Source organism: Microlunatus flavus (assembly GCF_900110855.1).
Taxonomy (GTDB): Bacteria; Actinomycetota; Actinomycetes; order Propionibacteriales; family Propionibacteriaceae; genus Microlunatus; species Microlunatus flavus.
Window position 1 is genome coordinate 1 of the sequence record NZ_FOFA01000009.1, and the last position, 26,741, is coordinate 26,741.

The 26,741-nt window shown below is 70.7% G+C and carries 36 protein-coding genes and 1 tRNA gene; 6 read left to right on the forward strand and 31 right to left on the reverse strand.

Annotation, left to right across the window (positions count from 1 at the left end; genetic code table 11):
• On the reverse strand, positions 1 to 249 hold a 249-nt coding region (locus tag BMY04_RS17840), incomplete at its 3' end, for a helix-turn-helix domain-containing protein (RefSeq protein WP_139209965.1).
• A gap of 277 nt (positions 250 to 526) precedes the next feature.
• Here BMY04_RS17840 and BMY04_RS17845 point away from each other — a divergent pair.
• Positions 527 to 718 carry a helix-turn-helix domain-containing protein gene (locus tag BMY04_RS17845; protein ID WP_091184431.1) on the forward strand — a complete coding sequence of 64 codons (192 nt, stop codon included), beginning with the start codon at positions 527 to 529 and terminating at the stop codon, positions 716 to 718.
• A 29-nt stretch (positions 719 to 747) separates the two neighbouring features.
• On the opposite strand, the gene BMY04_RS17850 is transcribed toward BMY04_RS17845, so the two are convergent.
• The 5 genes from BMY04_RS17850 to BMY04_RS17870 all read right to left on the reverse strand — a co-directional run bounded on the left by BMY04_RS17850 (position 748) and on the right by BMY04_RS17870 (position 3,802).
• Entirely contained in the window at positions 748 to 1,083 is a 336-nt protein-coding gene (locus BMY04_RS17850; RefSeq protein ID WP_091184433.1) for a hypothetical protein, read from the reverse strand.
• Between the two features lie 2 nt (positions 1,084 to 1,085).
• Complete coding sequence (locus BMY04_RS17855; RefSeq protein ID WP_091184436.1) at positions 1,086 to 1,976, reverse strand: phage major capsid protein; 891 nt, start codon at positions 1,974 to 1,976, stop codon at positions 1,086 to 1,088.
• Positions 1,977 to 2,222: 246 nt separating this feature from the next.
• A complete protein-coding gene (locus tag BMY04_RS17860) occupies positions 2,223 to 2,585 on the reverse strand; it encodes a hypothetical protein (RefSeq protein WP_091184440.1) in 363 nt (120 codons plus the stop codon).
• A gap of 44 nt (positions 2,586 to 2,629) precedes the next feature.
• Entirely contained in the window at positions 2,630 to 3,286 is a 657-nt protein-coding gene (locus BMY04_RS17865) for a hypothetical protein (protein ID WP_091184444.1), read from the reverse strand.
• Between the two features lie 12 nt (positions 3,287 to 3,298).
• Complete coding sequence (locus BMY04_RS17870; RefSeq protein ID WP_139209966.1) at positions 3,299 to 3,802, reverse strand: hypothetical protein; 504 nt, start codon at positions 3,800 to 3,802, stop codon at positions 3,299 to 3,301.
• A 457-nt stretch (positions 3,803 to 4,259) separates the two neighbouring features.
• Between BMY04_RS17870 and BMY04_RS17875 the strand changes: the two genes are divergently transcribed.
• A complete protein-coding gene (locus BMY04_RS17875) occupies positions 4,260 to 4,523 on the forward strand; it encodes a hypothetical protein (protein WP_091184449.1) in 264 nt (87 codons plus the stop codon).
• On the opposite strand, the gene BMY04_RS17880 is transcribed toward BMY04_RS17875, so the two are convergent.
• From BMY04_RS17880 to BMY04_RS17900, 5 genes are read right to left on the reverse strand one after another with little or no spacing between them, the layout of a single operon-like run.
• A complete protein-coding gene (locus BMY04_RS17880; protein WP_091184451.1) occupies positions 4,520 to 4,915 on the reverse strand; it encodes a hypothetical protein in 396 nt (131 codons plus the stop codon). The genes BMY04_RS17875 and BMY04_RS17880 overlap by 4 nt on opposite strands.
• 4 nt (positions 4,916 to 4,919) lie before the next feature.
• Positions 4,920 to 5,345 (reverse strand): hypothetical protein, encoded by a 426-nt coding sequence (locus BMY04_RS17885; protein WP_139209968.1) that lies wholly within the window; start codon positions 5,343 to 5,345, stop codon positions 4,920 to 4,922.
• Positions 5,342 to 6,037, reverse strand: coding sequence for a hypothetical protein (locus BMY04_RS17890; RefSeq protein ID WP_091184458.1), 696 nt, complete (start codon positions 6,035 to 6,037; stop codon positions 5,342 to 5,344). The genes BMY04_RS17885 and BMY04_RS17890 overlap by 4 nt, the downstream gene beginning before the upstream one ends.
• The gene (locus BMY04_RS17895; protein WP_091184461.1) at positions 6,034 to 7,377 is read right to left on the reverse strand and encodes a phage portal protein; all 1,344 of its coding nucleotides are present in this window, start codon (positions 7,375 to 7,377) and stop codon (positions 6,034 to 6,036) included. The genes BMY04_RS17890 and BMY04_RS17895 overlap by 4 nt, the downstream gene beginning before the upstream one ends.
• Positions 7,365 to 8,858 (reverse strand): terminase large subunit domain-containing protein, encoded by a 1,494-nt coding sequence (locus tag BMY04_RS17900; RefSeq protein WP_091184464.1) that lies wholly within the window; start codon positions 8,856 to 8,858, stop codon positions 7,365 to 7,367. The genes BMY04_RS17895 and BMY04_RS17900 overlap by 13 nt, the downstream gene beginning before the upstream one ends.
• A 29-nt stretch (positions 8,859 to 8,887) precedes the next feature.
• Here BMY04_RS17900 and BMY04_RS22470 point away from each other — a divergent pair, with 29 nt between their 5' ends.
• Positions 8,888 to 9,226: a hypothetical protein gene (locus BMY04_RS22470; protein ID WP_139209970.1), complete on the forward strand. Its 339-nt coding sequence runs from the start codon at positions 8,888 to 8,890 to the stop codon at positions 9,224 to 9,226.
• Between the two features lie 413 nt (positions 9,227 to 9,639).
• Here BMY04_RS22470 and BMY04_RS17910 read toward each other — a convergent pair whose 3' ends face one another.
• The 6 genes from BMY04_RS17910 to BMY04_RS17935 form a co-directional block, all read right to left on the reverse strand.
• On the reverse strand, positions 9,640 to 9,873 hold the full coding sequence (locus tag BMY04_RS17910; RefSeq protein ID WP_091184472.1) for a hypothetical protein: 234 nt from the start codon (positions 9,871 to 9,873) through the stop codon (positions 9,640 to 9,642).
• Positions 9,870 to 10,220: a hypothetical protein gene (locus tag BMY04_RS17915; protein ID WP_091184475.1), complete on the reverse strand. Its 351-nt coding sequence runs from the start codon at positions 10,218 to 10,220 to the stop codon at positions 9,870 to 9,872. Before BMY04_RS17915 ends, BMY04_RS17910 begins: the two co-directional genes overlap by 4 nt.
• Positions 10,221 to 10,235: 15 nt before the next feature.
• Positions 10,236 to 10,700, reverse strand: a complete 465-nt coding sequence (locus tag BMY04_RS17920; protein ID WP_091184478.1) for a hypothetical protein — start codon at positions 10,698 to 10,700, stop codon at positions 10,236 to 10,238.
• A gap of 22 nt (positions 10,701 to 10,722) precedes the next feature.
• Positions 10,723 to 11,454 carry a tyrosine-type recombinase/integrase gene (locus tag BMY04_RS17925; RefSeq protein WP_091184482.1) on the reverse strand — a complete coding sequence of 244 codons (732 nt, stop codon included), beginning with the start codon at positions 11,452 to 11,454 and terminating at the stop codon, positions 10,723 to 10,725.
• Positions 11,373 to 11,822, reverse strand: a complete 450-nt coding sequence (locus BMY04_RS17930; RefSeq protein ID WP_091184485.1) for a hypothetical protein — start codon at positions 11,820 to 11,822, stop codon at positions 11,373 to 11,375. Before BMY04_RS17930 ends, BMY04_RS17925 begins: the two co-directional genes overlap by 82 nt.
• Positions 11,823 to 12,026: 204 nt before the next feature.
• A tRNA-Arg gene (locus BMY04_RS17935) sits at positions 12,027 to 12,099 on the reverse strand.
• A gap of 140 nt (positions 12,100 to 12,239) precedes the next feature.
• On the opposite strand from BMY04_RS17935, the gene BMY04_RS17940 reads away from it, so the two are divergent.
• On the forward strand, positions 12,240 to 13,220 hold the full coding sequence (locus tag BMY04_RS17940; protein WP_091185040.1) for a nucleoside hydrolase: 981 nt from the start codon (positions 12,240 to 12,242) through the stop codon (positions 13,218 to 13,220).
• A 51-nt stretch (positions 13,221 to 13,271) separates the two neighbouring features.
• On the opposite strand, the gene trxA is transcribed toward BMY04_RS17940, so the two are convergent.
• The 3 genes from trxA to BMY04_RS17955 all read right to left on the reverse strand — a co-directional run bounded on the left by trxA (position 13,272) and on the right by BMY04_RS17955 (position 15,232).
• Positions 13,272 to 13,661, reverse strand: a complete 390-nt coding sequence (gene trxA / locus BMY04_RS17945; RefSeq protein WP_091184488.1) for a thioredoxin — start codon at positions 13,659 to 13,661, stop codon at positions 13,272 to 13,274.
• A gap of 108 nt (positions 13,662 to 13,769) precedes the next feature.
• On the reverse strand, positions 13,770 to 14,543 hold the full coding sequence (locus BMY04_RS17950) for a class I SAM-dependent methyltransferase (protein WP_091184493.1): 774 nt from the start codon (positions 14,541 to 14,543) through the stop codon (positions 13,770 to 13,772).
• Complete coding sequence (locus BMY04_RS17955) at positions 14,543 to 15,232, reverse strand: iron-dependent transcriptional repressor DtxR (RefSeq protein WP_091184496.1); 690 nt, start codon at positions 15,230 to 15,232, stop codon at positions 14,543 to 14,545. Before BMY04_RS17955 ends, BMY04_RS17950 begins: the two co-directional genes overlap by 1 nt.
• An 83-nt stretch (positions 15,233 to 15,315) precedes the next feature.
• Between BMY04_RS17955 and BMY04_RS17960 the strand changes: the two genes are divergently transcribed.
• Positions 15,316 to 16,713, forward strand: a complete 1,398-nt coding sequence (locus BMY04_RS17960; protein WP_091185043.1) for a cryptochrome/photolyase family protein — start codon at positions 15,316 to 15,318, stop codon at positions 16,711 to 16,713.
• Between the two features lie 27 nt (positions 16,714 to 16,740).
• Here BMY04_RS17960 and BMY04_RS17965 read toward each other — a convergent pair whose 3' ends face one another.
• The 3 genes from BMY04_RS17965 to BMY04_RS17975 form a co-directional block, all read right to left on the reverse strand.
• Positions 16,741 to 17,655 (reverse strand): phosphotransferase enzyme family protein, encoded by a 915-nt coding sequence (locus tag BMY04_RS17965; protein ID WP_139209971.1) that lies wholly within the window; start codon positions 17,653 to 17,655, stop codon positions 16,741 to 16,743.
• A 494-nt stretch (positions 17,656 to 18,149) separates the two neighbouring features.
• A complete protein-coding gene (locus tag BMY04_RS17970) occupies positions 18,150 to 19,709 on the reverse strand; it encodes an ATP-dependent DNA ligase (protein ID WP_091184503.1) in 1,560 nt (519 codons plus the stop codon).
• A 7-nt stretch (positions 19,710 to 19,716) separates the two neighbouring features.
• Entirely contained in the window at positions 19,717 to 21,102 is a 1,386-nt protein-coding gene (locus BMY04_RS17975; RefSeq protein ID WP_139209973.1) for a glycosyltransferase 87 family protein, read from the reverse strand.
• 134 nt (positions 21,103 to 21,236) lie between these two features.
• Between BMY04_RS17975 and BMY04_RS17980 the strand changes: the two genes are divergently transcribed.
• Positions 21,237 to 21,917: an HAD family hydrolase gene (locus tag BMY04_RS17980; RefSeq protein ID WP_091184508.1), complete on the forward strand. Its 681-nt coding sequence runs from the start codon at positions 21,237 to 21,239 to the stop codon at positions 21,915 to 21,917.
• 62 nt (positions 21,918 to 21,979) lie between these two features.
• Here BMY04_RS17980 and BMY04_RS17985 read toward each other — a convergent pair whose 3' ends face one another.
• The 8 genes from BMY04_RS17985 to infA form a co-directional block, all read right to left on the reverse strand.
• Complete coding sequence (locus tag BMY04_RS17985) at positions 21,980 to 22,432, reverse strand: rhodanese-like domain-containing protein (protein WP_232506484.1); 453 nt, start codon at positions 22,430 to 22,432, stop codon at positions 21,980 to 21,982.
• An 81-nt stretch (positions 22,433 to 22,513) separates the two neighbouring features.
• Positions 22,514 to 23,182 carry a 50S ribosomal protein L17 gene (gene rplQ, locus BMY04_RS17990; RefSeq protein WP_091184513.1) on the reverse strand — a complete coding sequence of 223 codons (669 nt, stop codon included), beginning with the start codon at positions 23,180 to 23,182 and terminating at the stop codon, positions 22,514 to 22,516.
• 84 nt (positions 23,183 to 23,266) lie between these two features.
• Positions 23,267 to 24,283: a DNA-directed RNA polymerase subunit alpha gene (locus BMY04_RS17995; RefSeq protein ID WP_091184517.1), complete on the reverse strand. Its 1,017-nt coding sequence runs from the start codon at positions 24,281 to 24,283 to the stop codon at positions 23,267 to 23,269.
• 147 nt (positions 24,284 to 24,430) lie between these two features.
• Positions 24,431 to 25,036 (reverse strand): 30S ribosomal protein S4, encoded by a 606-nt coding sequence (rpsD, locus tag BMY04_RS18000; protein WP_091184521.1) that lies wholly within the window; start codon positions 25,034 to 25,036, stop codon positions 24,431 to 24,433.
• A 32-nt stretch (positions 25,037 to 25,068) separates the two neighbouring features.
• Entirely contained in the window at positions 25,069 to 25,473 is a 405-nt protein-coding gene (gene rpsK / locus BMY04_RS18005) for a 30S ribosomal protein S11 (RefSeq protein WP_091075503.1), read from the reverse strand.
• Between the two features lie 44 nt (positions 25,474 to 25,517).
• Positions 25,518 to 25,892: a 30S ribosomal protein S13 gene (gene rpsM, locus BMY04_RS18010; RefSeq protein ID WP_091075506.1), complete on the reverse strand. Its 375-nt coding sequence runs from the start codon at positions 25,890 to 25,892 to the stop codon at positions 25,518 to 25,520.
• A gap of 258 nt (positions 25,893 to 26,150) precedes the next feature.
• A complete protein-coding gene (rpmJ, locus tag BMY04_RS18015) occupies positions 26,151 to 26,264 on the reverse strand; it encodes a 50S ribosomal protein L36 (RefSeq protein ID WP_091075509.1) in 114 nt (37 codons plus the stop codon).
• Positions 26,265 to 26,343: 79 nt separating this feature from the next.
• Entirely contained in the window at positions 26,344 to 26,565 is a 222-nt protein-coding gene (gene infA, locus BMY04_RS18020; protein ID WP_091075514.1) for a translation initiation factor IF-1, read from the reverse strand.
• Positions 26,566 to 26,741 lie beyond the last annotated feature (176 nt).

Sequence of the window (26,741 nt, forward strand, 5' to 3'; positions counted from 1 at the left end):
CGGATGCGCACGACGCGCCTCCAGAACCGCGACCTCCACCGACGCGCTCATCTGCCGCGGATGCCCGGCCGGACGGTGCGAGCCGTCGGCCAGACCCTCGAGGCCACCGGCCTCGTACTTGCCGAGCCAGGCGTGCAACGTCTGTCTCGACACCCCGACTGCAGCGGCGACCTCGGTCACCGTGCGCCCGTCCTTGATCACTGCCAGCACTGCTTGATAGCGCTGCTCAGCCACGCTCAACTCCCTCATGAGGGAGTGTCAAGGATCAACCGGAACCGGTGTCGACCATCAACCGGAACCGCGACAAGCATCAACCGGAACCGCGATGTCAACCATCAAGCGGATCCATACAGCGCGGACGGCGCCCCCAGCAGGATTCGAACCTGCGACGCACGGTTTAGGAAACCTTCTCGAAACGGCTCTGACTAGGAACGTTAGCAGCAGTGGGTCTTCAAAAGGTCTTACAGCTAGGAGGACTCGCCAGGTGAAACTCCCGGGTCAAGTTGGGTGACCCCGTACTCATGCCGTGACCATCCCCCGCGCGCTCAACGTCAAAGAGGCTGCCGAGGCTCTGCATCTCCACCCTCGCACGGTGCTCGACCTCATCGCCTCTGGCGACCTGAAGGCCAAGAACGTCGGCAGCCCGAACCTACGCGGTGCGCGCTGGCGCATTCGGGAGACCGAGGTCGAGAGGTATTGGAACTCCCTACCTGACTGATCGGCGCAGCACGGCCCGCGCCGACTCGCTCACGCCGCCCGGCGTCGCCATCCGTCGAGCACCAGCCGCTCCTGGAGCGTGAAGTCAGGCTGGCCGGGCACCGAGCTGTACGCCCCGGCTTCGACGCGGACGGCTGAGGTGGGGTTGGTCATCGTGCGCGCTGCCACGGACACGACGATCTGGGCGACTGCGGGAGCAAGGAAGTCGCCTGTCCAGCCTCGTCCGCGCGTGTAGGCGTGGACGAGGTGGACGGCGCGGAGGAGGTGGGCGCGGGCGGTGGCCTGCTGCTCCTCGTCCAGGTCGAACCAACCCATGAAGTTGCACAGGTCCTCCACGACAGGGGCACGGACCACCGTGGTGGTCATGATCAGACCGGCGTGACGTTGGTCAGGAGCACGTTGGCCTCGGGCAGCAGCGAGCCCCAGTCGAAGCGGCACACGATCCGCAGGGCGGTCTGGTCGAACTCCAGGTAGCGGGAGCGGTCCACGACCGCCTGCGGACTGAGGTCTCGTACGACCTGCCAGGTGCTCGGGCTCATGAGCAACACCTGCTCCTTCAGGGTCTGAGCGGCCCCGGTCGTCGCGAGGCGCTTCGACAGAGTGACCGGCACCCCGAGCAGGGAGAGGCCAGCGGGAGCACCACCCACACCGTCGGTGACGATGTACCGCCCCGAAGTGTCCTTGACCTTGCGGAGCGCGGTGAGCTGGCCAGGGCTCATGATCCAGCGCAGCCCGGACAGCGGCACGTCGTCGGACAGGGCGCGCCCGTAGGCGTCGTGGAGGTGGTCGAGCGTCAGGGTGCCGTTGACGTCGACCCTGGCGAAGTTCTCGGTGTTGTCGGCGTGGAACACGCCCTTGGGCAGCGTGGTGCCGTTGCCTCCCGATGACCACGCCTGTGTGTCGAGCTGGGCCTGCACGTCGGTGATGAGGCGCTGCTGGAGCACGGCGTCAAGAGACTGGCTGGACTGTCGCAGGGACTCGTTGCTGAGCCGGACCAGGCTCTTGACCGACTTCATGGTGGACGGCAGCAGGCTCACCGCGTCGAACTCGGTGCCGTCGTCCTCAGGGATCAGCTCGGACTCCCCGACCCAGCCCGGAGCGAAGTGCCCGCGCAACCGGGGGAACGACACCGGCACCGAGGAATCGGTGATGCTGACGCCCGACGACAGGAACGACGACGCCTGCTGGAGCGGGAGGGTGAGCGACTTCGCCACCACGGTCTGGATGAGCGCGGCGATGTCGGTGGTGTTGACGGCCATGGGCACCTCGAAAGATCAGGAGCGGTCACTGATCCGCTGGGCCTCTGCCCGTCTGCGGGAGGCGGGCTTCTGCCCGGCTCAACTGAGGTATCGGCGCGGAACCGTGCTCTCGAAAGTCCTCCCCGGCTGAGGGAGGCCACCATGACCGCAGGGGAGGACTTCCCGAAAGGGACGAGGACCCATGGCTGTAGGTGCCCCGTCACCAGAGGTATCGGCGCGGAAGGCGATCACGTAGGAGCTGGCGTCCTACGTGTTGAACATCTGGTCGAGCGCGCGCTGGAATTCCTCGGCGCTGAGGTGGGCCAGCGATTCGATGAACTCGCCGTGCTCCCCGCCGCGCTCCAACTCCCAGTGCGCGCCGGGGTCCCCGTAGGAGATGAACCCGGACCACCCGCCCGCACCGTGGTCGCTCTGGACGCTCTGCGAGGCCTTCAGGTCCCCGGTATGACGGTGGTCGTCGCTGACGTGGGCCAGGTCTCTGCTGACCTCCGCGGTGCGCTCCAAAGCGCCGTCAAGAGCGTGTAGAACTCGCGTAGGACCGTTCGACGCGAGCTCGCGCAGCTCAGCGCTCAGCGCTCGCAGACCGTTGGAGTCGATCCTAATTCTCACGTACTCGGTATCGACGCCGAGGGCCGGTCCCTTCTAGTCGGCTGCTAGCCGCCGACCCTTTCCGATTTCGGTATTGGGATTCCTGGGGAAGCGATGGTGAAGAACTGCTTGGAGGTCGTGAACGAGAGGTTGAGCCGAACATCAAAGAACTCGGTCGTCGTATCCCAGGGCAGGGCAACCTGCGCCCTCGCGAATGCAGTCTGACCGGGCGACAGAGTCAAGCGTTCAGGTAGCGACGACGATTCGAGGTCCGCGTTGCGGGCGCGCCCGAAGTTGTCCACCACGCTGAAGTAGTCGCTTTGCCCGTCCACGGTTGCTGCTGAGGTGTTGTCGATCCGGTAGCGCACCTGCGCCAGGTGATCCTCTTCGTAGGTCACCGTAGCCACCGTAAGTACGACCCCATTCGACTCTGCTTGCCAAGGCCCTGACTGTTGAGGCGAGTTGGCGACGGCAGGCCCCACGTGGGGCGTCGGGGCTGGGCCGGGCGGGTCGGCGCGCTCGGGGACGAGGAAACCCCAAACGATCACTGCCCCGACCAACCCGAAGATCACCAGCAAGACCCCCATGTTGGTGATGGACACCTTCCGGTCGCCCCACTGCAACGTCTGGCGCTGGTTGCCGGGAAATCGCCCTGTGTGCCATCCGTACGCGCCCATCACCATGACCGCCAGGAACAACACGACGAAGACCCAGGCGAACACATCCAGAGCGTTTCACGCTTCGGGGTCGGGATGCACGACCACCGCGAGGAAGTTCGGCACCGGGCCCCTGGGCCTCGTACGCCAACCCGGCACCCAGCGGATCATCCCCTCCTCCGTCAGGTAGTCCACGTACTCCCGCGCCACGCCCCTGCCGTTGCGAGAGTCCTTCATGGGTCCGCGCTCCACCAAGTCGGTCATGGACCTGGGCTCCGTCTCGATGAAGTCGAGGAAGCGTAAAGCGATGCCCGGCACGATCACCAGACCTGAGGGACGGACCACTGCCTCCTCCTTCGGAGAAGGTATTGGGGGGTTTCGCTCGGGGAGCTTCGTGCCCTCCACGAAGCGGTCGAGCGCCCGGTCGGAGTCGCGCTGCCAGCGGAGCCACGCGCCGCCCTTGTTGCGCACCAGGGACATCTCGTACGCGATCTGGTTCCTGCTCCAGCCCCTGAGGAGCATGACCCGGATCAGGTGCCCCGTCGTCCTGTCGTTCGACACGTTCGGGTCGGGCTCCACCACGAACTCCCCTGGGTAGTACTCGTACTCGCGAGGCCGACGGGGGACGCCTCGGAACCACGGTGGGTCCGTGGGTCGGCGTCCCTTGGTGAGGTAGAGGTCCGAGCGGGGGCGGTAGTGCCCTCCCTCACGCAGCATCCGCTCCTCGACCCCAGACAGTGGAAGCGCACGGGGAGCTTCCACATCAGGTCGGGGGTGATAGGCCACCGGCTGCCCGCTTTCTAACACGGCAATAAAACGGAAAAAGTTTCGCTCGGTGGTCCGCTCGATGCAACTCTTGACCTGCCGTCCAGGTCCCATACCTCATCCCTCCCCCGTCAATCTGACGCGCTGACTAGGGTTTGCCGCCGACCTAGTTGACAATGCGCAACCTCCGGCCCCTCGGGCTACCTTGACTTTCTTGAAGGAGCGCTATAAGTAAGTGGACCCGAGACGAGCTCGGAGCCAGAAGGGTATTTGGATGAACAACATGGAAGAGCGCGAAGAGCATGTGAAGGAATTGGCAGAGAAGGGCGGGTTGATCGTGTTCAAGCAGCGCGACCCGCGCGCCCCCGACTACGGCACGTACGGTGTCGCGCGCGACACCGGCAACCCAGCGAACTGGCGAGGGATCGACCTCATCGCCGGTGACCCGAACACCGGCTTCGGGCTCAGCCTCCAGGATGTTGAGCAGATCGTCAGCAACCCGGAGCAGAACCGAAGCCTGTTGGGCGGGAACCTCTAGCCCGTCTGCACCTCGAAGGTGAGTACCCGGACCCGCCAATCCGGGTGCCCTTCAGGCTGCGCAAGCGAGGCTCCGACGTGCTGGCTGGACAGGACGCGCTGGCCTGACCACGTGACCGCTCCACCCTGAACGCGGTGAAGGACGGCGCGGACGTCAGCGGCGACGGGCTCGCCCACGGTCTCGGCGTCGTCCTGGCTCGCGCTCGGAGCGCTGTAGATGAGGGCGGCGACCGTGGGGAACTCAGCACTGGTCGAGCCGTAGGTCCACGTGCTGTCGGATCGCACAACAACGACTGAGCCGCCGGGCTCAGGGTCGATCCAGCGCCGGTGCGCGAGCACGTCCGGGATGCCGCGAGCCGTCAACTCGGCCACCACCGCGAGGACGATGCCCACCGCGTCAGCCCCGCAGCAGCGCAGACAGGCTGGGGGCGTCGTCGCCCGTGCTGTGGCGTCCCTGGCCCACGTCGCCACGAGGGCGAGCAAGCCAGGGCTTCGCGTCCGCCAGCGCCTCGGCGGCAGCGCGGAGGGCGTCGTGGTCGGGCAGCCCGTCCTCGCCCTCGAACTCGTCGGACCAGGAGAGCACCGACGGGTCAGCCAAGAGGCCGCGAGTGGCCTCGCGGATGGCGAGGCGACGGACTTCGGTCGCCAGGTAGTCGGCGCGCGAAGCCTTGACCCGCTGCTCCTTCGCCTCCGTCCTCAGCTTCTCCACGTACGAGCGCGGGAACGTCTCGGGAGCGTCGTCGGACTCGATGCCGTAGTTCTCGCTCGGGTTCTCCGCAGGGTCCGAGGGGTCGTTGGAGGCGTTCTCGATCGTGTCCATCATGGCGTCCTCATCTCGACTTCAGCGGTGCAGCGGCACCCGACGTGGGCCCCCTGCTTGGGGGTCTGGATGAACGTGGAGAACGTGCGAGCGGCGAGCGCGACGCAGCGTCCGCATGGGTTCGTCGAGAGACGGAAGCGCCAGGCGTAGTCCGGGTCGCCCACGACCTGCTCGACGGCTTCGCCGTAGGCGACGCGCGCGGCGGTGACCACCTCGGCGTGGGCGAGCCGGGTGGAGCGCGTCAGGAGAGCGTCGGAGACTTCTGAGGTTTCGGAGACTTCGCCTGGACTCGCTGTGACTTCCGAGACTTTGGCGACGACGGCACCTCGAAGGTTGCTTGCCCGAGCCTGCTCGGCGTCGCGCACCACGGTGAACAACGCGCGGGTGAGACGTTCGTGCTCGCCAGCGGCAATGACCATCGGTGAGACACGGGTGCTCCACTCGATCATGGCGAAGTGCTCGGAGGCCAGCAGCGCCTTGGCGACGGCCTGGAGGACGATGCTCGCACCGGAGTAGGCCAGGTCGGTCGCGCTGATCCGGCCCGCGAGCCAGGCCCGGCAGCGCTGCTCCACCCCAACCTGGGCAGCGGCTGCGAACGTGAGGGCGACCGTAAGGGCCTGCTGGGCGGGCGTGGCCGCCTGCTCGGGCTCGGCGGCGTCCGGGGCCTGCTCCACGGCGACGGGCGTGGTGGTCATGGCGTCGGGCTCGTGCCGACCGGGATGGCTGGAGGCAGGGTGAGCGGAGCGGCGTCGAGCGCGGCGCGGACCTTGGCTGCGCGTTCGGCCTCGACCTCAGCGGGGGTGAGCCCGAGGTAGACGGCCTGGGCCCGCTCGACCGACAGCAGGCCAGCGGCGACGACCTTGGCGGCGGCGTCGGCTGCCTGGGCGACGGTCCTGGACTCCGGGGACGCCCAGACCACCTCCACGTCGGTGCGGACCCGGCCCCCGGTGCGGATGGCCTGCACGAGGGCGGCGACCTTGGAGAACGCCGGGCTGAAGGTGACCTGACGGGCGTTGGCGCGGGCCACCAGGCTCGACTCCGACGCCCTGATCTGCTCGGCGCTGGAGGGCTCGGTCCCGGCGAAGCCCATGAGGTGGTCCGGAAGGCCGGCGATGCTGCCGATCTGGCGCAGGATCACCTCGATCAGCCCCCCGTAGCCGCCCAGCGTCGGCTCGGGGCACGACCCGAACCGGGTGGCCTCGCTCTCGGACTGCCAGACCGAGCCGGGCTCGGTGGAGAACGGGTTGACGGGGTTGCCGTCGTCGTCCTCCACGATCTGGAGGCCGGTGGCCCAACGGCGCGGGAGAGCGGTCGCCTCGGACGCCACGAGCACGTCGGAGAGCAGCTTGGCGAGGGCGTCGCACAAGGTCCAGATGTCGCGGGCCTCAGGCGTGCCGTAGGTGTCGAGCAGCCGCCCGGCGTTGGTCAGCTCGACGACCGGCACCACCCCGAGCGGGTTCGCGCGGGTGTCGGAGTAGCGCCAGCCCGTGGTCGGCAGCGCCCCGCCCTCGGGGACCTCCGGTCCACGCCACAAGGTGATCGTCTCGGCGGCGTAGAGGACCGCACGGGCGGTGCCGTCGTCGTCGCGCCACCGCTTCAACGCGGTGGTCACCTCGCGGCTGAGGGGGTCTCGCGTGACTGCGACCTCGCGGGGGCTGTCCACGGTGACGACGGGTGCGCCCGTCGGGTCGGCCCAGCACGTGAGGAACGCCTGCCCGAGCACCAGGGCTTCGGTGATCGCGACCCGGTGCGCCCGGTCCATCCCGCAGGCCCGCCAATCGACCCACACATCGGTGAGCGTCTGCCCGCCGACCCGGAACCCGTCCACCGCCAGCCGCTCGGCCAAGCTGTCGGTGGCGAGCTTCACGTAGTTCGCGGCCACTGACGCCAACCGGTCCCCGAGCGCCTTGCGGGCGGCGGGTGAGAGGTAGGCCAGCGGCTGGGTGCCTGCGTAGTAGCGGTCGGCCTCGTGCAGGCGCACCTGGCGGGCGTCGATCTGGCGCGACAGGGCCTCGACCTGGGTCAGTAGCGCCATGAGACGGCCCTCGCTCGCTTCACGGGCTGGGAGGCGTAGTGGGTGGCGCGGGCCCAGCCCATGACCATCGACACGGCCAGGTCGATGCGGCGGGCGTCGTGGTGACTGGGTCCGGGCTTGGCGAGCCGGGTGCCTCGGTGGTCCTCGATGCAACGGGCGTTCATCACGTGCTCCGTCAGCATGGTGTTCCCGTCGTGGGTCAGCGCCCCGTTCACCACGGCCTGGAAGGTTCCCGAGGTGGCCGGGGTCATCCGCTGCGCCGACTGCGGGAACTCCGCGACCGGCACTCCCTGCCGGGCGAGGCGCTGGAGCGAGCCCCACCACAGGTACGGGTCGGCGCACACCTCGGTCACCTTGAAGCGGCGACAGGTGTCCAGAATGGTCTGCTCGACCTCCTCCATCGGCACCTGCCAGCCCTCGGGCTTGCCGTCGCTGGACCACACCGCGACCGGCGCGACGTGCGGCACCTGCTCCACGCTGACCGCGACCAGCACGGTCGCGTCACCGTTGCGGCTGCCGTCGAAGGCGAGCACCACCGGGCTGCCCGGCTCGATGTCCCGCCCGTGGGCGCACGCCGCCCACGACTCGGGACTAAGCCACTGGTCCTCGGCGGTCGCGACGAACTGCCCCAGCCGCAACCGGCGAAACGACGACTCCCGCATCGTCCGCTGCACTGAGCGCAGCCCGTCGATCTTGAGGAAACGACCCAGCGCCGGATTGGCGCTGCGCCAGCAGCACTCACACGTAACGTCGTGAGTCGGGTCGGAGGTCCACTCGGCGTAGGCGAAATCGGGGCGCGGGTCGGTCTTGGCCTGGGTGACCAGCCGGTGCATCACGCTCGTGTCGTTCAACGGCGGGGTGCTGATCGCCCACACCAGCGACTGTTCCCGCTTCCCCGTCGCGCCGGTCACCGACTCCCACACCTCGGGCGGCACGTAGGCCAGCTCGTCCACCACCGCGAACGATGGGTCAAACCCCTGCAACGCGCCCTCGTTCGCGGGCAGCGGGAACATCTCCGAGCCCGTGATCGGCACCGTGATCCGGTCGGAGTAGACCTTGCACCGCGCGGCCAGCTCTGGACTGGTCGCGACCATCCGTGCCGCCCCGCCGAACACGATCATCGCCTGCCGCAGGTCCGACGCCACGCACAGCACCTGCGCGGCCTCCACCTCGTCACCCAGCAGGCAGTACAACGCCACCGCAGCCGCCAGGCTCGACTTGCCGTTCCCCCGGCTGATCGCGGTCAGCGCCTGCCAGGGCCGCACTCCCCGTGCCGGGAACAGACCCCGGAGGATGGTCCGCTGGAACGGCTCTAGGCGGAACGGCTGCCGCGCGTTCGTGCCCTTCGGGATCAAGAGGAACTCACCCAGGAACGCCTCCACCCGACGCCAGTCCCGCGCTTCCGGAAGCGAGGTCAAATCCAGGGGACTTGTCGTTCCCAGCGACTTAGGACCAGCGCGGAGCCCTAGGATTGCGCTCACTCGGGGCCACCTCTAACAGGAGACCCACCATGTCGCTCGATCCCACACGCACCCCCGCGCCCGGAGGGCCCGACCTCACCCCCACGAAGAGCCTTCCCGAGCCCAACGGGTCCTGGATCGGATCGGGCGGTACTAGCTCCAACCGGGCGGCGGACAGCGGCAACAAGATCGCCAACTGGATGATGATTTGCGGCATTGCCGCATCCATCCTCGGGGCCATCCTCTGGGTCGCGAATCAGGACTACGGGGGCAACGCAGCGTGGGCTCAATTCGGTTTGATCATCAGCGTGAACGGCGAAGCCGTCGCCCTCCTCGGCCTCCTCGCACGTGCAATCCGAGCACCTCGGGGCCCCGGAGTAACTGACTGAGGGCCTGACCCCTGGGGCGCGAGACCCCTTCGGCCCCTTCGAGCGCCCCCTGGCCTCCGAGTTCTTCGCAAAGAACCACGCCGTGAACCTGGCTGAGCCGGGCTGCGCCGGTCCACGCCGGGCGTTGCAGGATCGGCACACCACCTCCACGTCGCGAAGCGTGATCGGTCGGTGCTCGGACACCGCCGCCCACGCGCTCGGCAGGTGATCAGCCGTCAGGTCGGAACGGGTGCCGCAGTCCGTGCACCAGTCCTGCATGGCCCGCGCCCGACGGCTCAGCCGGTCCCACGCGCCATCACGACCCATGTGAGACCGCTCGCGACCACGCCGGAGGTCTGGGCGGTGCGGGACGTGCTCAGCGCAGTAGCCCGTCGCGGTGAGGGTGCCGCAGGTCAGGCACGGGCGAGGAAGGCTCACAGGTCGGCTTCCTCGTCCGCTTGGATCGCGAGCGCCTGCTCCGAGAGGAAGCGCAGGTACGCGATCGCGTTGCCCTCGGTGTTCTGCTGAAGCACCAGCAGCAGCAGCTCGATCAGGTTCGGGATCACGTGCGGCCCGGCCTCGGTGATGAGCAGCTTCACGGCCTCCTCGTCATGGCGCGCCCGCGCGCTGACCAAGGCGATGACTTGCAAGAGCTGCCCGGTCGTCATGCCACGCTCCGCACCTTGTGCTCGTGGTGGTGGACCCCGTGCAGGTCGAGCACCGCCGACGGATCGGGCAGCACCTCGAACGTCCCGGCCAGGGCAGGCCGGGTCAGGTGCACCCGGTCACCGGGTGCGATATCGGCGGCGGGCAGCGCGAACAACGTGCACATCACCCCGGCCTCACGGTGCTGCTCAGCCGTCCAGGTCGGGTCCAGCACTACCTTGTCGCGGCTGAGCAGAACTGGGATCCGCGCACCCACCACCGACCAAGACCGCACCGGCACGCCGTCGGCCATCGTCTCGGTGGATCGCTCGACCGTGGCCCGGTGCGCCAGGACGTTGAGGATGCTCACACCAGAGGTATCGGCTCAGTCGCGGCTCTTGATCTGGCTGCGGAAGCGCACGCCCTCGGGCAGCACCAGCGTGTGGTCGGGATGCACGCATCGAGGACGACAGCCGTCCCCGGCCAACGCTCGCCGCCCGTTCGGGATCGTTCCGTACGTCGCCTCGAAGACCCAGCGCCGCACCTGCTGGACCTTGCGCTCAGGTCCCAACCGCAGCGCGGGCTGACCCGACCCCGTGAGCGTCCCTTGCCACGTCCAACACCCCGACCGGTCCTCGCACGTGTAGCTCAGCAGGCGGGGTTCCAAGTCCCCGAGGTGCGACAGGTCGCGCTTGAAAGGCAGATTCTCCACGACCGGCTCCGGTGTGGCTGCCTTCGCCTGCCGCCGCCGGGCCTCCCACAAGAGCGCTTCCAGGTAGCGGAAGTCTTGCGTGAAGGCCCGGCGGGCTCGGGCGATCAGGGCTAGGTCGGCAGGTCCAAGATCGGGCACACCATCAGTACGGGGGTCACGACTAGCGATTGCCGACCAACACGAGTGCCTGCTCGTGCGCCTGGCGCATCTTGGCGAGCACGCTGTCGAGACCTCGGGCCTTGAACAGGTGCCCGTAGACCCGGAGGGTGACCGAGGGGTCAGCGTGGCCCAGCATGTTCGCTACCTGGAGCACGTCTACGCCTGCTGCGATGGCTAGCGAGGCGCACGTGTGGCGCAGGTCGTGTGGCGTCAGCGGGAAGTCGAACAACTTATCAACGGCGGGGTCGAAAACGCGCTGTCGGAAGTTGTTGGTGTTGATGCGGTGCTGCTGATCCGGGGAGAGGAACAGCGGACCGATTCCCGTGCGCAGCATCGCCACGTATTCCGGGTCGATGGGGGTCGTGCGGTTCTTGCCAGCGTCGGTCTTCGACTTGCGGATGAAGAGGGTGTTCTTGTTCCGGTTGAGGTCCTTCACGTCGAGCCGCGCCGCCTCTTCAATCCGAGGTCCCGAGGTCCCGAGCACGTAGATGAGGCCCGCGTAGGTGCCGCACGCCTCAGCCAGAGCGTCGAGCTGGGGCCAGTCCAGGTAGTGGCGCTCTCGTGCGACCGCAGGCGGAAGCGGCACGTCCGACAGAGGATTCTCCGCCAGCAGGCGCGACTTGCCCTTGGTCGCTAACGCGAACGCAGCCTTCAGCGCGGTGACCTGCTTGCGCCGTACGGACGAACTTGGTCCCTCGCGCAGAGACCACACCAGAACGGCGTACTCGTCCATGGCTGCCGCCAGGTGGTCCCCCACTGGGCCACGATCCCGGCCACGTCGGTCTTGTACGAAGTGATCGTGTTCGGCTCGTGCTGGACCTTGACGGCAAGCCACCGCTCCATGACCTCACCGACGGTCACCGAGCGCATCGCCTTCTCGAACTTCTGCTCGGGCGACACCCGGCGCTGAGCCTGGAAGGCCTGGGCCTTCCTCAACGTCTCGAAGCCTTGGGAGCCCTTCCTACCGTCGGGCTTGGTGAAGCGCACCCGATAGCGGAGCTCCCCCTTCGCACGGCGGGCGTCCTGCTCGGCCTTGGTCAGGTCCTCCCAGCGGTCTTCGATGCCTGGGTGCTTGCGACGGGTGTAGTTGGTATCCGGCATGGGTCTCCTCGGTCTCATGACGTGAGTACGGCCAGAGCCAACTTCGAGGGGTCCCATGGGTCATCTGTGGGTCTTTCGGGTGCCACATGGGTCCTCTGTGGGTCTTCTGATGACCTCCGAGGACTCCAGTGAGCACCACTCGACTCCACTACCCATCTGCACCATTCGCCTAGTCAGAGGCGGGAAATGACCTCTGACTAGGAGCGCCCCCAGCAGGATTCGAACCTGCGACGCACGGTTTAGGAAACCGACGCTCTATCCCCTGAGCTATGAGGGCCTGGCGCCACAGGCTAGCCGCTCGGCGCACCCCGCAGCGATCCCTTCACCGCGCGACGATCCCACGGCCGGGGCGGGCCGGCCGTGCACGCCGTGGCCCGAGCCCGCGGGGCGTACGCGGTGGGCTGCGAGCATGACGGCATGACCCGACCGATCGTGGTGGACGTCGACACCGGTACCGACGACGCGCTCGCCCTGCTCTACGCGGTGGGCTGCGCCGACCTCGACCTGCGGGCGGTGACCTGCGTGGCCGGGAACGCCGGGCTGGAGCAGGTCGTCGAGAACACGCTGCGGGTCCTGGAGGCGGCGGGCGCCGGCGACGTGCCGGTGGCGGCCGGGGCGACCAAGCCGCTCATCGAGCGGATGCGCCCCGAGGGGCAGTTCCACGGCGCTGACGGGCTCGGGGGCGTGGCGCTGGCGCCGACGAGCCGCAGGCCGGTGCCCGAGAGCGCCACGGAGCTCCTGCACGCGGCGATCGTGGGGTCCGCCGACCCGGTGACGCTGGTCAGCCTGGCCCCGATGACGAACGTCGCGATGCTGCTCACGCTGCACCCGGACGTCGCCGACCACCTCGAGCGGCTGGTGTTCATGGGCGGCTCGGCGTCCGTGGGCAACGTGACGGCCGTGGCCGAGTTCAACGTCTGGCAGGACCCGGAGGCCGCGACCTGCGTCGTCGAGTCGGGGCTGCCGGTGACGATGTACGGGCTCGACGTGTTCAACCGGCTGGTCATCGGCCGGGACGTCGCCGACCGGTGGTCCGGTTCTCACCATCCGGCGGTCCGCGCGGCGGGCGGGCTGCTCCACCGCCGCGGCACCCGGGCCGCCGGGTTCGAGCAGGACTACGTCGGCGTCCTCGGGGACGCGGGCGCCCTGCTGGTGCTGACGCACCCGGCGCTGTTCACGACCGAGGCGCTGCCGGTCCGGGTCAACCTCGAGGGTCTCGGTCGCGGCCAGACGATCGTCGACCGGCGCCCGCAGGCCCAGGACGCCGAGGCGCTGTCGCGGGACCCGTGGCCGGTGCTCGAGGTCGCGCTCGACGCGGACCTCGAGGGGGCCGCGGCCGCGTTCGTCGAGGTGGTCGACGCGTTCGAACGGACCACCTCGGCCGTCGAGCCCGCCTAGCCCCGGAGAGCAGACGACCCGCGCGGGGAGCACCCCGCGCGGGTCGGACGGTCACTCGTGCGAGTGGCCGGCCTCGTGCTTGTCCTTGAGCTCGGCCACCTGCTTGTGCACCTCGACCATGTCGAGGCCCTTGACCGCGTCCACGACCTGCTTCAGGGCCGGGCCCGGCAGGGCGCCGGCCTGGTTGAAGACGAGGACGCCCTCGCGGAAGGCCATCAGGGTCGGGATGCCCTCGATGCCGAGGGAGCCGGAGAGCTGCTGGTTCGCGTCGGTGTCGAGCTTGGCGAACACGATGTCGCCGTTCTCCTCCGACTCCTTCTCGAAGATCGGGCCGAAGCGCTTGCACGGGCCGCACCAGTCGGCCCAGAAGTCGACCAGCACGATGTCGTTGTCGCTGATCGTCTGCTCGAAGTTGTCGGCGTTGATCTCGACCGTCGCCATTGTTGCTCCTCCATGTCGCGGGACCCGCCTGACGTACGTCGCGAGCCTGCACTGCGCAACGACCCCGACCGCACCGCTATTCCGAGCGGGTCGGGCAGCACGGCCCCGCTACTTGATGGCCACCAGCCGCCGTACCGGGATGGCGATCTCGACCGGTCCCCTGCGCTCGGCCACGTCGCAGAGGTGGTCGACCGCGGCGGCGACCCGGGACTGCGGCGTCAGCGGCAGGTAGAGCGCGGAGAGCAGCAGCCAGGCGTCGTCCGGCGTGGCGACGGTGTAGCGGTAGCGCTCACGCTTGTCCTCGACGGCCTGCAGCCCGTGCTCGGCGAGCGTGCGGCGGAAGCCGGTGAGCTCGACCGGTCCCGGGAACCGCGGCCAGCCGCGCAGGCGGGCGTTGAGCTGGCCCAGCCGGCGCAGGTCGCTCGCGGCCAGCGGCCGCACGGCGGGGGCGATCGCTGCGAGGACGCCGCCGGGGCGCAGCACCCGGGCCACCTCCGACAGGACGGCGGCCAGCGGCTGCACGACGACCAGGCCGAGGGCGCTCGTCACGACGTCCACCGAACCGTCGCGGAACGGCAGCGTCCTGGCGTCGGCGCGGACGAGCGGGCCCGCGCCCCGGCGCCGCGCCAGACCGAGCTCGGCGGCGGACAGGTCGAGGCCGACGACCGTACGGCCGGGGAGCGCGAGCTCGCGGGCGACCGGCCCAGAGCCCGAGGCGAGGTCGACCACCGTGGCGGCGTCGGCCGAGACGGCGCGGGCCAGCCAGCGGTAGGGGTTGTGGTCGGAGCGCAGGGAGCGGGACAGGACGTCCTCGACGACGCCCGGACGCTCGGCGTGGAAGCGCGCCAGGTAGGCCGGCCAGTCGACCTCGCGGTCCGGCACTAGGCCGGGGTGACGAAGAGGTGGGTCGAGGCCTCGCGGTCGATCTCGCACCCGGGGTGGCCGTCGGCGGAGAGGCGCACGCCCAGCCCGCCGGCCTCGACGGCGACCTCGGTCCCGGGGCGGATGCCCGCGACGCGGAGGGTGCCCATCATCTCGACGTCCTTCTGGATCTCCTCGCTCATCCGCTCGATGACGACGCGCAGGGGCGCGTCGCGCAGCGCGTCGGCGAGCTGGACGTTGCCGTCGCGGAACGGCCCGGGCGCCTGGCCGACCCCGAGCTCGTCGAGGCCGGGGATCGGGTTGCCGTACGGGGACTCGGTCGGCTGCCCGAGCAGGTCGACGAGCTTGCGCTCGACGTCCTCGGAGATGACGTGCTCCCAGCGGCAGGCCTCGTCGTGCACGAGCTCCCAGTCGAGCCCGATGACGTCGATGAGGAGGCGCTCGGCCAGGCGGTGCTTGCGCATCACCCGGATGGCCCGGGAACGTCCCTCGTCGCTCAGCTCGAGGTGCCGGTCGCCCTGGACGCGGACGAGGTTGTCGCGCTCCATGCGGGCGACGGTCTGCGACACGGTCGGCCCGCTCTGGTGCAGCCGCTCGGCGATCCGCGCCCGGAGGGGGACGATGCCCTCCTCCTCGAGCTCGTAGATCGTGCGGAGGTACATCTCCGTGGTGTCGATCAGGTCACTCACGCCTGGTCCCTCCGTGTCGGCCCTCGGGCCCTCGGGAGCGACGGCTCCCCACGCGTGCTCGACCCGGGGCAAGACTAGTGGACATGGCTGACCGGGACCGCCCCACGATCTGGTGGGTGCGACGCGACTTCCGCCTCGCCGACAACCCCGCGCTGGGCGCGGCGCTCGAGGGCGGCGCGGCCGTCCTGCCGCTGTTCGTGAGCGACCCGGTGCTGCGCGGCTCGGCCGGCCGGGCGCGGGCGGCCTGGCTCGCCGCCGCCCGCGCCGACCTCGACCGCGACCTGCGCGAGGCCGGCGGCCCGGGCCTCAGCGTCGTCGAGGGCCGCCCGGAGGACGTCGTCGCCGGCGTGGCCGCCGAGGTCGACGCGCCCACGGTCCACGTGAGCGCCGACTTCGGGCCGTACGGCCGCCTGCGCGACGCCCGAGTCGCCGACGCCCTGACCGCCGCCGGGCGCGAGCTGCACGCGACGGGGTCGCCGTACGGGGTGGCGCCCGGCACGCTGCTCAACCAGTACGGCACCCCGTTCTCGGTGTTCTCGCCGTTCCACCGCACCTGGCTGGCGCACGGCGTGCACGGCCCGGCACCCGCCGTCGCGGCCGACGCCGTCACGTGGACGGCGAGCACGCAGCGGGTCGGGCTGGAGGAGCCGGACCCGGAGCTGGCCCGCCACGCGGGCGAGCGGGCGGCCCGCGCCTCCTGGCACGCGTGGCTCGCGCGCGGGCAGGACGGCCCGGCCGACTACAAGCGGCTCCACGACGTGCCCGCCGTCGACGCCACCGCCCACGTCTCGAAGGCGCTGCGCTGGGGCCACCTGCACCCGCGGACCCTCCTCGCCGACCTCGCGGAGCTGACCGGGGAGGGCCCGGCGGCGATCGCCCGCCAGGTCGCCTGGCGCGACTTCTACGCCGACGTGCTGTGGCACCGCCCCGACGCCACCCGGCGGCCCGTGCAGCCGCGGTTCCGTGACTTCGAGCGCGACGACCCACGGACGTCGGGCACGGCGGCCGCCCGCCTCGACGCCTGGCAGCAGGGGCGTACCGGCTATCCCCTCGTCGACGCGGGGATGCGCCAGATGCTCGCCGAGGGCTGGATGCACAACCGCGTACGCCTCGTGGTCGGCTCGTTCCTGGTCAAGGACCTGCACCTGCCGTGGGAGGACGGGGCGGCCTGGTTCATGGAGCACCTGCACGACGGCGACGTGGCCAACAACCAGCTGAACTGGCAGTGGGTCGCCGGCTGCGGCAACGACCCCTCGCCCTTCTACCGCGTCTTCAACCCGGTGCTGCAGTCGCAGAAGTTCGACCCCGACGGCGCCTACATCCGCCGCTGGGTGCCCGAGCTCGGCGCGCTGACCGGCCCGCACGTCCACGAGCCCTGGCTCGCGCCGGGGGGTCCGCCCGCCGGCTACCCCGGGCCCGTGGTCGACCACAAGGCCGAGCGCCTCGAGGCCCTGGACCGCTACCAGCAGGTGCGCGGCTGAGCGCGGAGCAGGTCGGGCAGGTCGGGCTCAGCCGGTGAGGTGGCGGCGCTCCCAGCCGAGCCAGCCCTCGACCACCGCGGGCAGCTCGGCGAGCGTCAGCAGGGGCGGGCCCGAGGACGAGTCGGCGAACCCGAGCTTCCAGGTCGTGACGCGGAGGTCGCCGACGACGCCGAAGACCGCCACGGCCTCCTCGTCGACCCGCGAGAACGGGCGGACCGCGCGGTAGCCGGCGAGCCACGACCGGAAGTGCGCCTCGGAGAAGCGGAGGACGCCGTACGGCTCGACGGCCCGCCAGGACGGGCCGGCGCTGTCGAAGTCGATGGCCGTCAGCGCACCGTCCTGCTCCAGGACGTTGTCGAGCGTGAGGTCCATGTGGCAGACCCCGCGGTCCAGGCGCGGGTCGCCGAGCCGGGCCCGCAGGCGCTCGCCCAGCGCGACGACGCGCGCCCACTCCCCCACCGCGAGCAGGGACGGCCGCATCCGCGCGAGCTGCTCGTCGACCAGCAGCCGCAGGTCGTAGCGCTCCCGGACGGGCGACGCCGCGACGTCGTCGGCCGCGGCGTGGAGCAGGGCGGCCACCCGGCCGAGCCGCTCGTACGTCGTGGCCCCCGGTCGGGGCTTGCACCCCTCGACCCAGGTCCAGAGCACCGCGCAGCGGGGCCGGCCCAAGTCTTCGGAGACGAGCAGGGACCCCGCGGGGCCCGCGAACGGCAGCGCCACCGGGGCACCGCGCGCACCCAGGTGCCGGACCAGCTCCACCTCCCACGCGACCTGCGCGCGGGAGCGCCCCGGGTGGTAGAGCTTCAGCGCGAAGCAGCCCTCGTCGGTCTCGACGCGTGCGACGTCGTTGACGGGCACGTCGAGCACCTCGACGGCGCGCACGTGCAGCCCGGACCGCACCGCGAGCCGCTCGGCCAGCGCCTCGTCCATGCCCAGACCCACGGCCCTGATCCTGCCCGCGCGGCCCCTCCCGGGCGAGCGCTTTCGGCGGGCGCGGGGCGCCTGGGCGGGCCCGTGCGGAAGTCCTCGCGAGAAAGCCGTTGACCCTCTTGAACGGCCGACCTAACGTTGTCGGTACACGGAAAGGAGGTGGTCCGATTCATGAGTTCTCTTCGGACAAGTGAGGTGGCGGCGGCCTAGCCGTTCGACCCAGGACGCGGCGTGATCCGCCCGGTCGAAAGGCCGGCTAATCCACAGCCAACACCCGAACCCGCGAGTGCCAGACCGTCCATCTGGCCGACGTCCGGGCTCCACCGGAGCCCCGTCGCCAAGCTCGCGGGTTTGTCCTGTCTTTTTGTCTCCGCTTCGCTCCGACGCGAACCGGGCTCTGGTCCGACGCGACACGGCTCTCGTCCCCCGCCTTCTAGGCTGAACCGCCCGCACGCTCCCTGAGCCTGTCGAAGGGCCCGGAACGGGTCGGCGTTGTGCCGCGCTGATCAGTCGCCGGGATCGGCGCCCGGGAGGACCGGAGCGAGGGCACGGACCGTCTCGAGCAGGTCGGCCTCCTCGGGCGTCTTGTCCGGGCGGTAGCGCAGCACGCGGGCGAACCTCAGGGCGACGCCGCCCGGGTAGCGCGTCGAGACCTGCAGGCCGTCGATGGCGATCTCGACCACGGTCGTCGGCTCGACGTGGACCACGTGACGCGTGCGGCTCGTCTCCAGGGCGAGGAAGTGCTCGGTCTGCCAGCGCAGCATCTCGTCGGTCAGGCCCTTGAACGTCTTGCCGAGCATCACGAAGCCACGCTCGGGATCGCGGGCGGCCAGGTGCAGGTTCGACAGCCAGCCCTGCCGGCGCCCGCTCCCCCACTCGACGGCGGTGACGACCAGGTCGAAGGTGTGGCGCGGCTTGAGCTTGACCCAGGCCGCGTTGCGGCGCCCGGCCGCGTACGGGGCGGCGAGCCGCTTGACCACCACGCCCTCGAAGCCCTGACCGACCCACTCGCCGAACACGCGCTCCACCGTCTCGACGTCGGTCGCCACCACCCGCGGCACGAGCTGCTCGGCCGGCAGGAGCGCCTGCATCACCGCGAGCCTGTCCTCGAGCGGCACGTCGAGGTAGTCCTGCCCGTCGACGTGCAGGACGTCGAAGAAGAAGGGCCGCAGCGGCAGCCTGCGCTCCGCCGCCGGCACGTCGGTGCTGCTCATGGTCCGCGACGCCACCGCCTGGAACACCTCCGGCCGGCCGTCGTCACGCAGCGCGAGCACCTCCCCGTCGAGCACGAGCCGCTCGTGCGGCAGCGCCCGGGCCGCCGCGACCACCTCGGGCAGCCGTGCCGTGATGTCGTCGAGGCTCCGGGTGAAGACGCGGACCTCGTCGCCGTCGCGGTGCACCTGCACCCGGATGCCGTCGAGCTTGGCGTCGACGAGGGCCGGCAGGTCGGTCCGGCCGACCGCGGCGACCGGGTCCGGCTCGCTCGACGCGAGCATGGGCTGCACGGCCGTCCCGACCTCCAGCCCGACCGCCTCGAGCGCCGGCAGCCCTCCGGCCTGCAGCACCGCCGCGGCGGCCACGGTCGAGCTGCGCAGCATCGCGGCCCGGCGGACGGCGGCGAGCGGGACCCCGTACGCCTGCGCGAGCGCGTCCTGCACGGCGGCCTCGGACGCGCCCTGCCGCAGCTCGCCGAAGACCAGGCCCCGGAGGAAGGGCTGCTCGCTCGCCGTCGCCCGGCCGAACACCTCGGCCACCGCGGCGGACCGCGTGCCTGCGGAACCCGGGCCGGACAGCGCGGCGATGCGCGCGAAGGCGTCGTCGACCTCGGCGACGGTGAGCGTGGCGGCCGGCGCGGGCGGCGGCAGCTGCGACAACGAACGCCCGCCCACGCCCGTACGGCGCTGGCGCAGCGAGCCGATCAGGTAGGACACGACGGTCTCGAGCTCGTCGGCCTCGCCCGCCTCGACGAGGTCGGTGAGGACGCCGGCGATCAGGTCGCGCTTGGCGATCCGGCTGCGCGTGGCCGCGAGCGCGGCCCAGGTGTCGGCCAGGCGCTGGAGCAGCATGGGGCGATCATGCCGCGACGGTCTGACGTTCCTCCTCGACCCTCCCGGTCGCGGCGCGGAGCCTGAGGACGAGCACGACGGTCGCCGTCGCCGCGGCAGCCAGCGCCACGACGGCGGCCGCCTCCAGCGGGAGGACCGTCTGGCGCTCCAGGTAGGTCCAGTAGGTGCTGAGCGTGGCGACCTGCATCAGGCCCGCCACGACGAGGAAGCGCCGGTCCACGAAGACGGCGACGACCGCCATCACCTCGCCCAGGAAGAAGTAGCGCTCGTGCATCTCGGGCAGCAGCAGCGGGACGACCAGGGACAGCGTCGCGGCGACGAGCAGCATCTCGGCCGGGGCGAGGCGGCGGCGCCGGGCGACGAGCCAGACCGCGAAGGCCAGCGCCACGGCGGCCGCGACCGCGAGCCCCACCCACTTCCAGGTGGCCGCGGCGTCACCGGGGAGCCAGGCGTACCAGGTGGGTGCGTTGTGGGTGAAGCTGTGCGCGGTCTCCGAGCCGCCTCCTCCGCCGCCGCCACGGCCAGGACCGCCCTGGCCGAAGCCGCCCTGCCCGAACCCGCCCCGGCCCGGCACGCCGCCCGGTGCGCCGCGGAAGCCGCCGGACCCCGAGCGGGCGACGCCGCTACCGCCGGCGCCGGACGGGTTCGCGACCTGCTGGGGGTAGACCGACAGCTGGCTCAGCAGGCTCCGACCGGCCAGCCACGCCGGGACGAGCGCCGCCACGAACGCGAGCGGGGCGAGCACGAGCCCGCGCAGGCGCTGCCGGTCCACGACGAGGAGCACCAGCAGGGCGGGCAGGAAGAAGACCGCCTGCAGCTTGAAGGCGAAGGCCAGCCCGAAGAACGCGCACGCCAGCGCCGTGCGACGGCGCAGCAGGAAGTGCAGGCTGCCGAGGCAGAGGGAGGCGTAGAGCGAGTCGCACTGGGCCCACCAGGCGCCGTTGAGCAAGACGGTCGGCAGCAGGAACGTCGCGCCGAAGGCGACCGTCGGCAGCCACCGCGCGTCAGGGCGCACCCGCCGGACGATCCCGTACGCGAAGGCGGCGAGCACGACGTCGAAGACGATCGAGATCGCCTTGATCCCGACCAGCGGGCCGACCGGCAGGTAGGTCAGGAGGGCGAGCAGCGCGAGGTAGGGGGTGTTGTAGTTCGAGAACGAGTCGGCCAGCCCCGCGAACCCGCCCGCGTCGACGAGGTGGGAGTACCAGGGCAGCAGGAACGCGCGGTAGTCGCCCGACTGCTGCCCCAGCATCGGGACCCGGACGGCGAGCCCGACCAGGAGCAGGGCGACGAGCACCACCGGCACGCGGCGGCTGCGTACGGGGTCCGAGGAGCACGTCGGGAGCCCAGGTGCCGCCGGGTCGGCCGGGGCTGGTGCGGAGGTCGTCGTCACGGCGGGCCTTCTCGTACGCGGACGCCGGCCGGGCGGCCGGGCGACGCCCACCCTCGCGGCCTCGGCTGTGCGCTCGCTTTGCCCAGGGTGTGGCGACCCCGTCGGCCGTCGCCGCGCCCTGCGAGCATCGACGGATGAGCGAGAACGACAAGCCCGGGGTGCTGCTGGACGTCGACGGCACCCTCCTCGACACCAACTACCTGCATGCGCTCGCGTGGTGGCAGGCGTTCCGCGACGCCGGGGTCGCGGGCGTCACGATGGCCGACACCCACCAGGCGGTGGGGATCGCCAGCGAGGGCCTCGTCGACCGGCTCGCCCACGAGGCCGACGAGAAGACCAAGCGCAAGGTCGTCAAGCGCCACGAGAAGCGCTACGCCAAGCTCCAGGGCGAGGTCGTCGCCTTCTCCGGCGCCGACCACTTCGTGCGCCGCTGCCAGGAGGCCGGCTTCCGGGTCGTGCTGGCCACCAGCGGCCCCCGCAGCGACCTCGACTGGATGCTGCCCGCCATCGGCGTCGGCGAGGGTGTCCTGGCCGGGACGACGACCTCCGACGACGTCGCCGCGGGCAAGCCCGCCCCCGACCTGATGAGGACGGCCATCCGTCAGCACGACCTCGACCCGGCCCGCACGGTGGCGGTCGGCGACACCGTCTGGGACGTCCAGGCCGCGCACGAGACCGGCGTGCGCATCATCGCCGTCACCTGCGGCGGCATCCCGCGCTGCGAGCTCGCAGAGGCGGGGGCCGACGAGATCTTCGACGGCCCCGCCGACCTCGTCGACCGCTGGGAGCAGTCCCTGCTCTCGCGCCTGGTCTGACCGGCTGCGCGAGGGGGCGCGAACGCCCGCTGAGCCGGCCGACCGGGACGTTCCGCGTCGCCCTACTCCCGCACGTCCGCGGGACCCTCGACCAGCGGGAGGCCGGCGGCGAGCCAGCCCTCGACGCCGTCGACGACGTCGGTCGCGTCGAGGCCGAGGTCGCGCAGGGAGCGGGCGGCGAGCGAGGAGCTGTAGCCCTGCCGACACACCACCACGACACGCGGGCGGGCGTCGGCCTCGGGGATGCGGACGGGGCTGGTCGGGTCGAGGCGCCACTCCAGCACGGTCCGGTCGATGACGAGCGCCCCTGGCAGCTCACCCGTCCGCGCGCGCTGGGCGTCGGTCCGGGTGTCCACCAGGAGGGCACCGTCGGCGACGGCGGCGTACGCCTCGGGTGCGGTCAGGCGGTCCCAGCCCTCGCGGGCGCGGGCGAGCAGGCCGTCGATCCGGGCGGGTGGAGCTGCCCCGGACGCGGCTGCCAGGTCGGGGTCGGGCGTACGGACGAGGTCGGGCACCGCACGAGGATGCACGAACGGCGCCCACCCCGCTGGGGTGGACGCCGTCCGGTGGTGCTGGTGCTCGTACGAGAGCCGGGGTCAGGCCTTCTGCTCGCCCTCGGGCGCCTCGACGGCCTCGGCCTCTTCGGCGTTGACGTCGTCGCTCGGCTGCTCCTGCTCGGAGGTGGCCTCGTCGCGCTCGTTCGTGTCCTCGACCAGGTCCTCGGCCGGGGCCTCCTGGGTCGGGGCGTCCGGGCTGACCTGCTCCTGCGCACCGTCGGTGGCGCCCGGGGCGGCCGTCGCGGCCGCGGCCGGGTCGGCCTTCTTGGCCGCACCGCCACGCTCGGCGGACTTGCGCGGGGCCGGAGCCGGGGCGGAACCCTTGGCGCGGTTCGAGCGACCGGCCTCGACCGTCTCGGTCACGATCTCGATCTGCGCCATCGGAGCGTTGTCGCCCTTGCGGGGACCCACCTTGGTGATGCGCAGGTAGCCGCCCTCGCGGTCGGCGAGGGTCGGGGCGATCTCGGTGAACAGCACGTGCACCACGCCCTTGTCGCGGACGGTGGTCAGCACCGAGCGGCGGGCGTGGATGTCACCGCGCTTCGCCTTGGTGATCAGCTTCTCCGCGAGCGGGCGCAGCCGCTTGGCCTTCGCCTCGGTCGTCACGATCTTGCCGTGCTCGAAGAGCTGCGTCGCCAGGTTGGCGAGGATGATCCGCTCGTGCGACGGGCTGCCGCCGAGGCGGGCGCCCTTCGTGGGTGTGGGCATGGTGTCCGTTCTCCGTCTGTCTGGTGCTTGCTCAGGCCCACCCGTGCCCGTCCGCCAGGTCGGCGGACGGGCACGGGGTGAGGATCAGTACTGCTCGGTCTCGCTGTAGTCGGCCTCTTCGGCGTCGTCGTCGTAGCGGATGGCGCTCAGCGGGTCGAAGCCCGGGGCGCTGTCCTTGAGCGACAGACCCATCTCGTGCAGCTTCAGCTTGACCTCGTCGATGGACTTGGAGCCGAAGTTGCGGATGTCGAGCAGGTCCTGCTCGCTGCGCGACACGAGCTCGGACACCGTGTGGATGCCCTCGCGCTTGAGGCAGTTGTACGACCGGACCGTCAGGTTGAGGTCCTCGACCGGCAGGGCCAGGTCGGCGGCCAGCTGCTCGTCGATCGGCGACGGGCCGATCTCGATGCCCTCGGCCTCGACGTTGAGCTCGCGCGCCAGGCCGAACAGCTCGGTCAGCGTGCGCCCCGCCGAGGCGACGGCGTCGCGCGGGCGGATGGCCGGCTTGGTCTCGACGTCCAGGATCAGCCGGTCGAAGTCCGTGCGCTGCTCGACGCGCGTCGCCTCGACCTTGTAGGTGACCTTGAGGACGGGTGAGTAGATCGAGTCGACCGGGATGCGGCCGATCTCGGCGTCGATCGACTTGTTCTGCACGGCGGACACGTAGCCGCGGCCGCGCTCGACGACGAGCTCCATGTCCAGGCGGCCGGAGTCGTTCAGCGTGGCGATGTGCAGCTCGGGGTTGTGCACCTCGACGCCCGCGGGCGGCGCGATGTCGGCGGCGGTGACCTCACCGGCGCCGGACTTGCGCAGGTACATCGTGACCGGCTCGTCCTCCTCGGAGGAGACGACGAGGGCCTTGAGGTTGAGGATGATCTCGGTGACGTCCTCGACCACACCCTCGATGGTGGAGAACTCGTGGAGGTTGCCCTCGACCTTGATGCTCGTCACGGCCGCGCCCGGGATGGACGACAGCAGGGTGCGTCGCAGCGAGTTGCCGAGGGTGTAGCCGAAGCCGGGCTCGAGGGGCTCGATGACGAACCGCGAGCGGTTCTCGTCGACCGCCTCTTCCGACAGCGTGGGGCGCTGAGCGATCAGCATGCTTCTCTTCCTTCCCCGCACCACCCACTATTTGACGGTGCGGAACCCCGGCACGTCCGGTGCCGGTGGTGTTGCCTCGATCTGACCGGGCCCGAGCCCGCCGGGGGCCGACGCGCGGCTCCCCGACGGGCTCGGGACGGGTACGTGCTACTTCGAGTAGAGCTCGACGATCAGCTGCTCCTGCACGTCGATCGCGATCTGCGCCCGGCTCGGGAGGGAGTGGACGAAGACGCGGCCGCGCTCGGGGAGCACCTGCAGCCAGGCCGGGACCTCGCGCTCGCCGTGGGTCTCACGGTTGATGACGTGCGGGGTCTGCTCGAGGACCTTGGGGGCCAGGTCGACGATGTCGTGCTCGCTGACGCGGTACGAGGGGATGTCGACCTTACGACCGTTCACGAGGAAGTGACCGTGCACGACGAACTGACGGGCCTGGCGACGCGTGCGGGCGAGCCCGGCGCGGTAGACCACGTTGTCGAGGCGCGACTCCAGGATCTGCAGCAGGTTGTCACCCGTCTTGCCCTGGACCCGGTTCGCCTCCTCGTAGTACAGGCGGAACTGCTTCTCGAGGACGCCGTAGGAGAAGCGGGCCTTCTGCTTCTCGCGCATCTGCAGGAGGTACTCGGACTCCTTGATGCGGCCCTTGCCGTGGGCACCGGGCGGGTAGGGGCGCTTCTCGAACGAGCTGTCGCCGCCGACCAGGTCGACACCCAGCCGACGCGACTTCTTGGTCATGGGACCGGTGTAACGAGCCATGTCTGTTCAGCTTCCTTTCTGGGTGTTGGAGGTCAGACCCGGCGCCGCTTGGGCGGGCGGCAGCCGTTGTGCGGGATGGGGGTGACGTCGGCGATCGCGCCGACCTCGAGGCCGACGGCCCCGAGCGAGCGGATCGCGGTCTCGCGGCCCGAGCCCGGGCCCTTGACGAAGACGTCGATGCGCTTCATGCCGTGCTCCATGGCGCGGCGACCAGCGGCCTCGGCGGCCATCTGCGCGGCGTACGGGGTCGACTTGCGCGAGCCCTTGAAGCCCACGGTGCCGGCCGAGGCCCAGGCGATGACGGCGCCAGTCGGGTCGGTGATCGAGATGACGGTGTTGTTGAACGTGCTCTTGATGTGGGCCTGGCCCGACACCACGTTCTTCTTTTCCTTCTTCCGCACCTTCGTGGCGCGGGTGTTACGGCCTGCGGTAGCCATGTGCTCTCTGGTCTCCTGGATCTAGGTGCGCCAGCCCCGGGGGGTCAGCGCGCCTTCTTCTTGCCGGCGACGGGCTTGCGCGCACCCTTGCGGCCACGGGCGTTGGTCCGGGTGCGCTGACCACGGACGGGCAGACCGGCGCGGTGACGACGGCCCTGGTAGGAGCCGATCTCGACCTTGCGGCGGATGTCGGCGGCCACCTCGCGACGGAGGTCACCCTCGGTCTGGTAGTGCGCTTCGATCCAGTCACGCAGGGCGACGAGTTGCTCGTCGTTCAGCTGGTGGACACGCGTGTCCCCGCTGATCCCGGTGTTCTCCAGGGTCTCCAGAGCGCGGGTGTGACCCACGCCGAAGATGTAGGTGAGGGCGACCTCGAGGCGCTTGTCGCGCGGGAGGTCAACCCCGATCAGGCGAGCCATCAGGCTTACGACCTTTCAGATGACGGCGCGCGCCTGTCGGGGCGCTGCGCCGCGGAGGTGTCTGGCGTGACGCGTCCCCGGCTGCCTTGTGGCGAGACCCCGGTCTCGGGTCCTCACCGCCTGGGCCCCGGCCTCCGACCGGGGGTGTCCCCGCGGACTGGAGTCCGCGGGGCTGCGATCACACTTTCTGGGTGGTACTGGTCGTGCTGCCGGGCTGGCCCGGGTCGTGCGGGTGGAGCTGGGGGGTGAGCCTTCGGCTCAGCCCTGCCGCTGCTTGTGACGCGGGTTCTCGCAGATGACCATCACGTTGCCGTGACGACGGATCACCTTGCACTTGTCGCAGATCGGCTTGACGCTCGGCTGGACCTTCATCGAGCTTTCCTCACTTGGTCTTCCTCGGGGCACCCTGAGCCAGAGGCTCGGGCGCAGGGTGGGTCTTGTCCGCCTGGGGCTACTTGTGCCGGTAGACGATGCGGCCACGCGTCAGGTCGTACGCGGAGAGCTCGACGACGACGCGGTCGGCCGGGAGGATGCGGATGTAGTGCTGCCGCATCTTGCCACTGATGGTGGCGAGGACCTTGTGACCGTTGGCCAGCTCCACGCGGAACATCGCGTTCGGCAGGGCCTCGACCACGGTGCCCTCCAGCTCGAGTGCGCCTTCTTTCTTCGCCATGACTCCCGTTCGGTCTTGCATAGATCTGATTGCATGAGGCATCGCGTCACCGACAGGTGACCGACGGACAATGTTACGTCAGCGCGTCGCACGCCCCAAATCGAGACGTGGTGGCGTAAAGGGGCCTCGCCCACCGGGCTGCTCCCCACGCTGCAGGCTCGTCAACGCCGCACCCG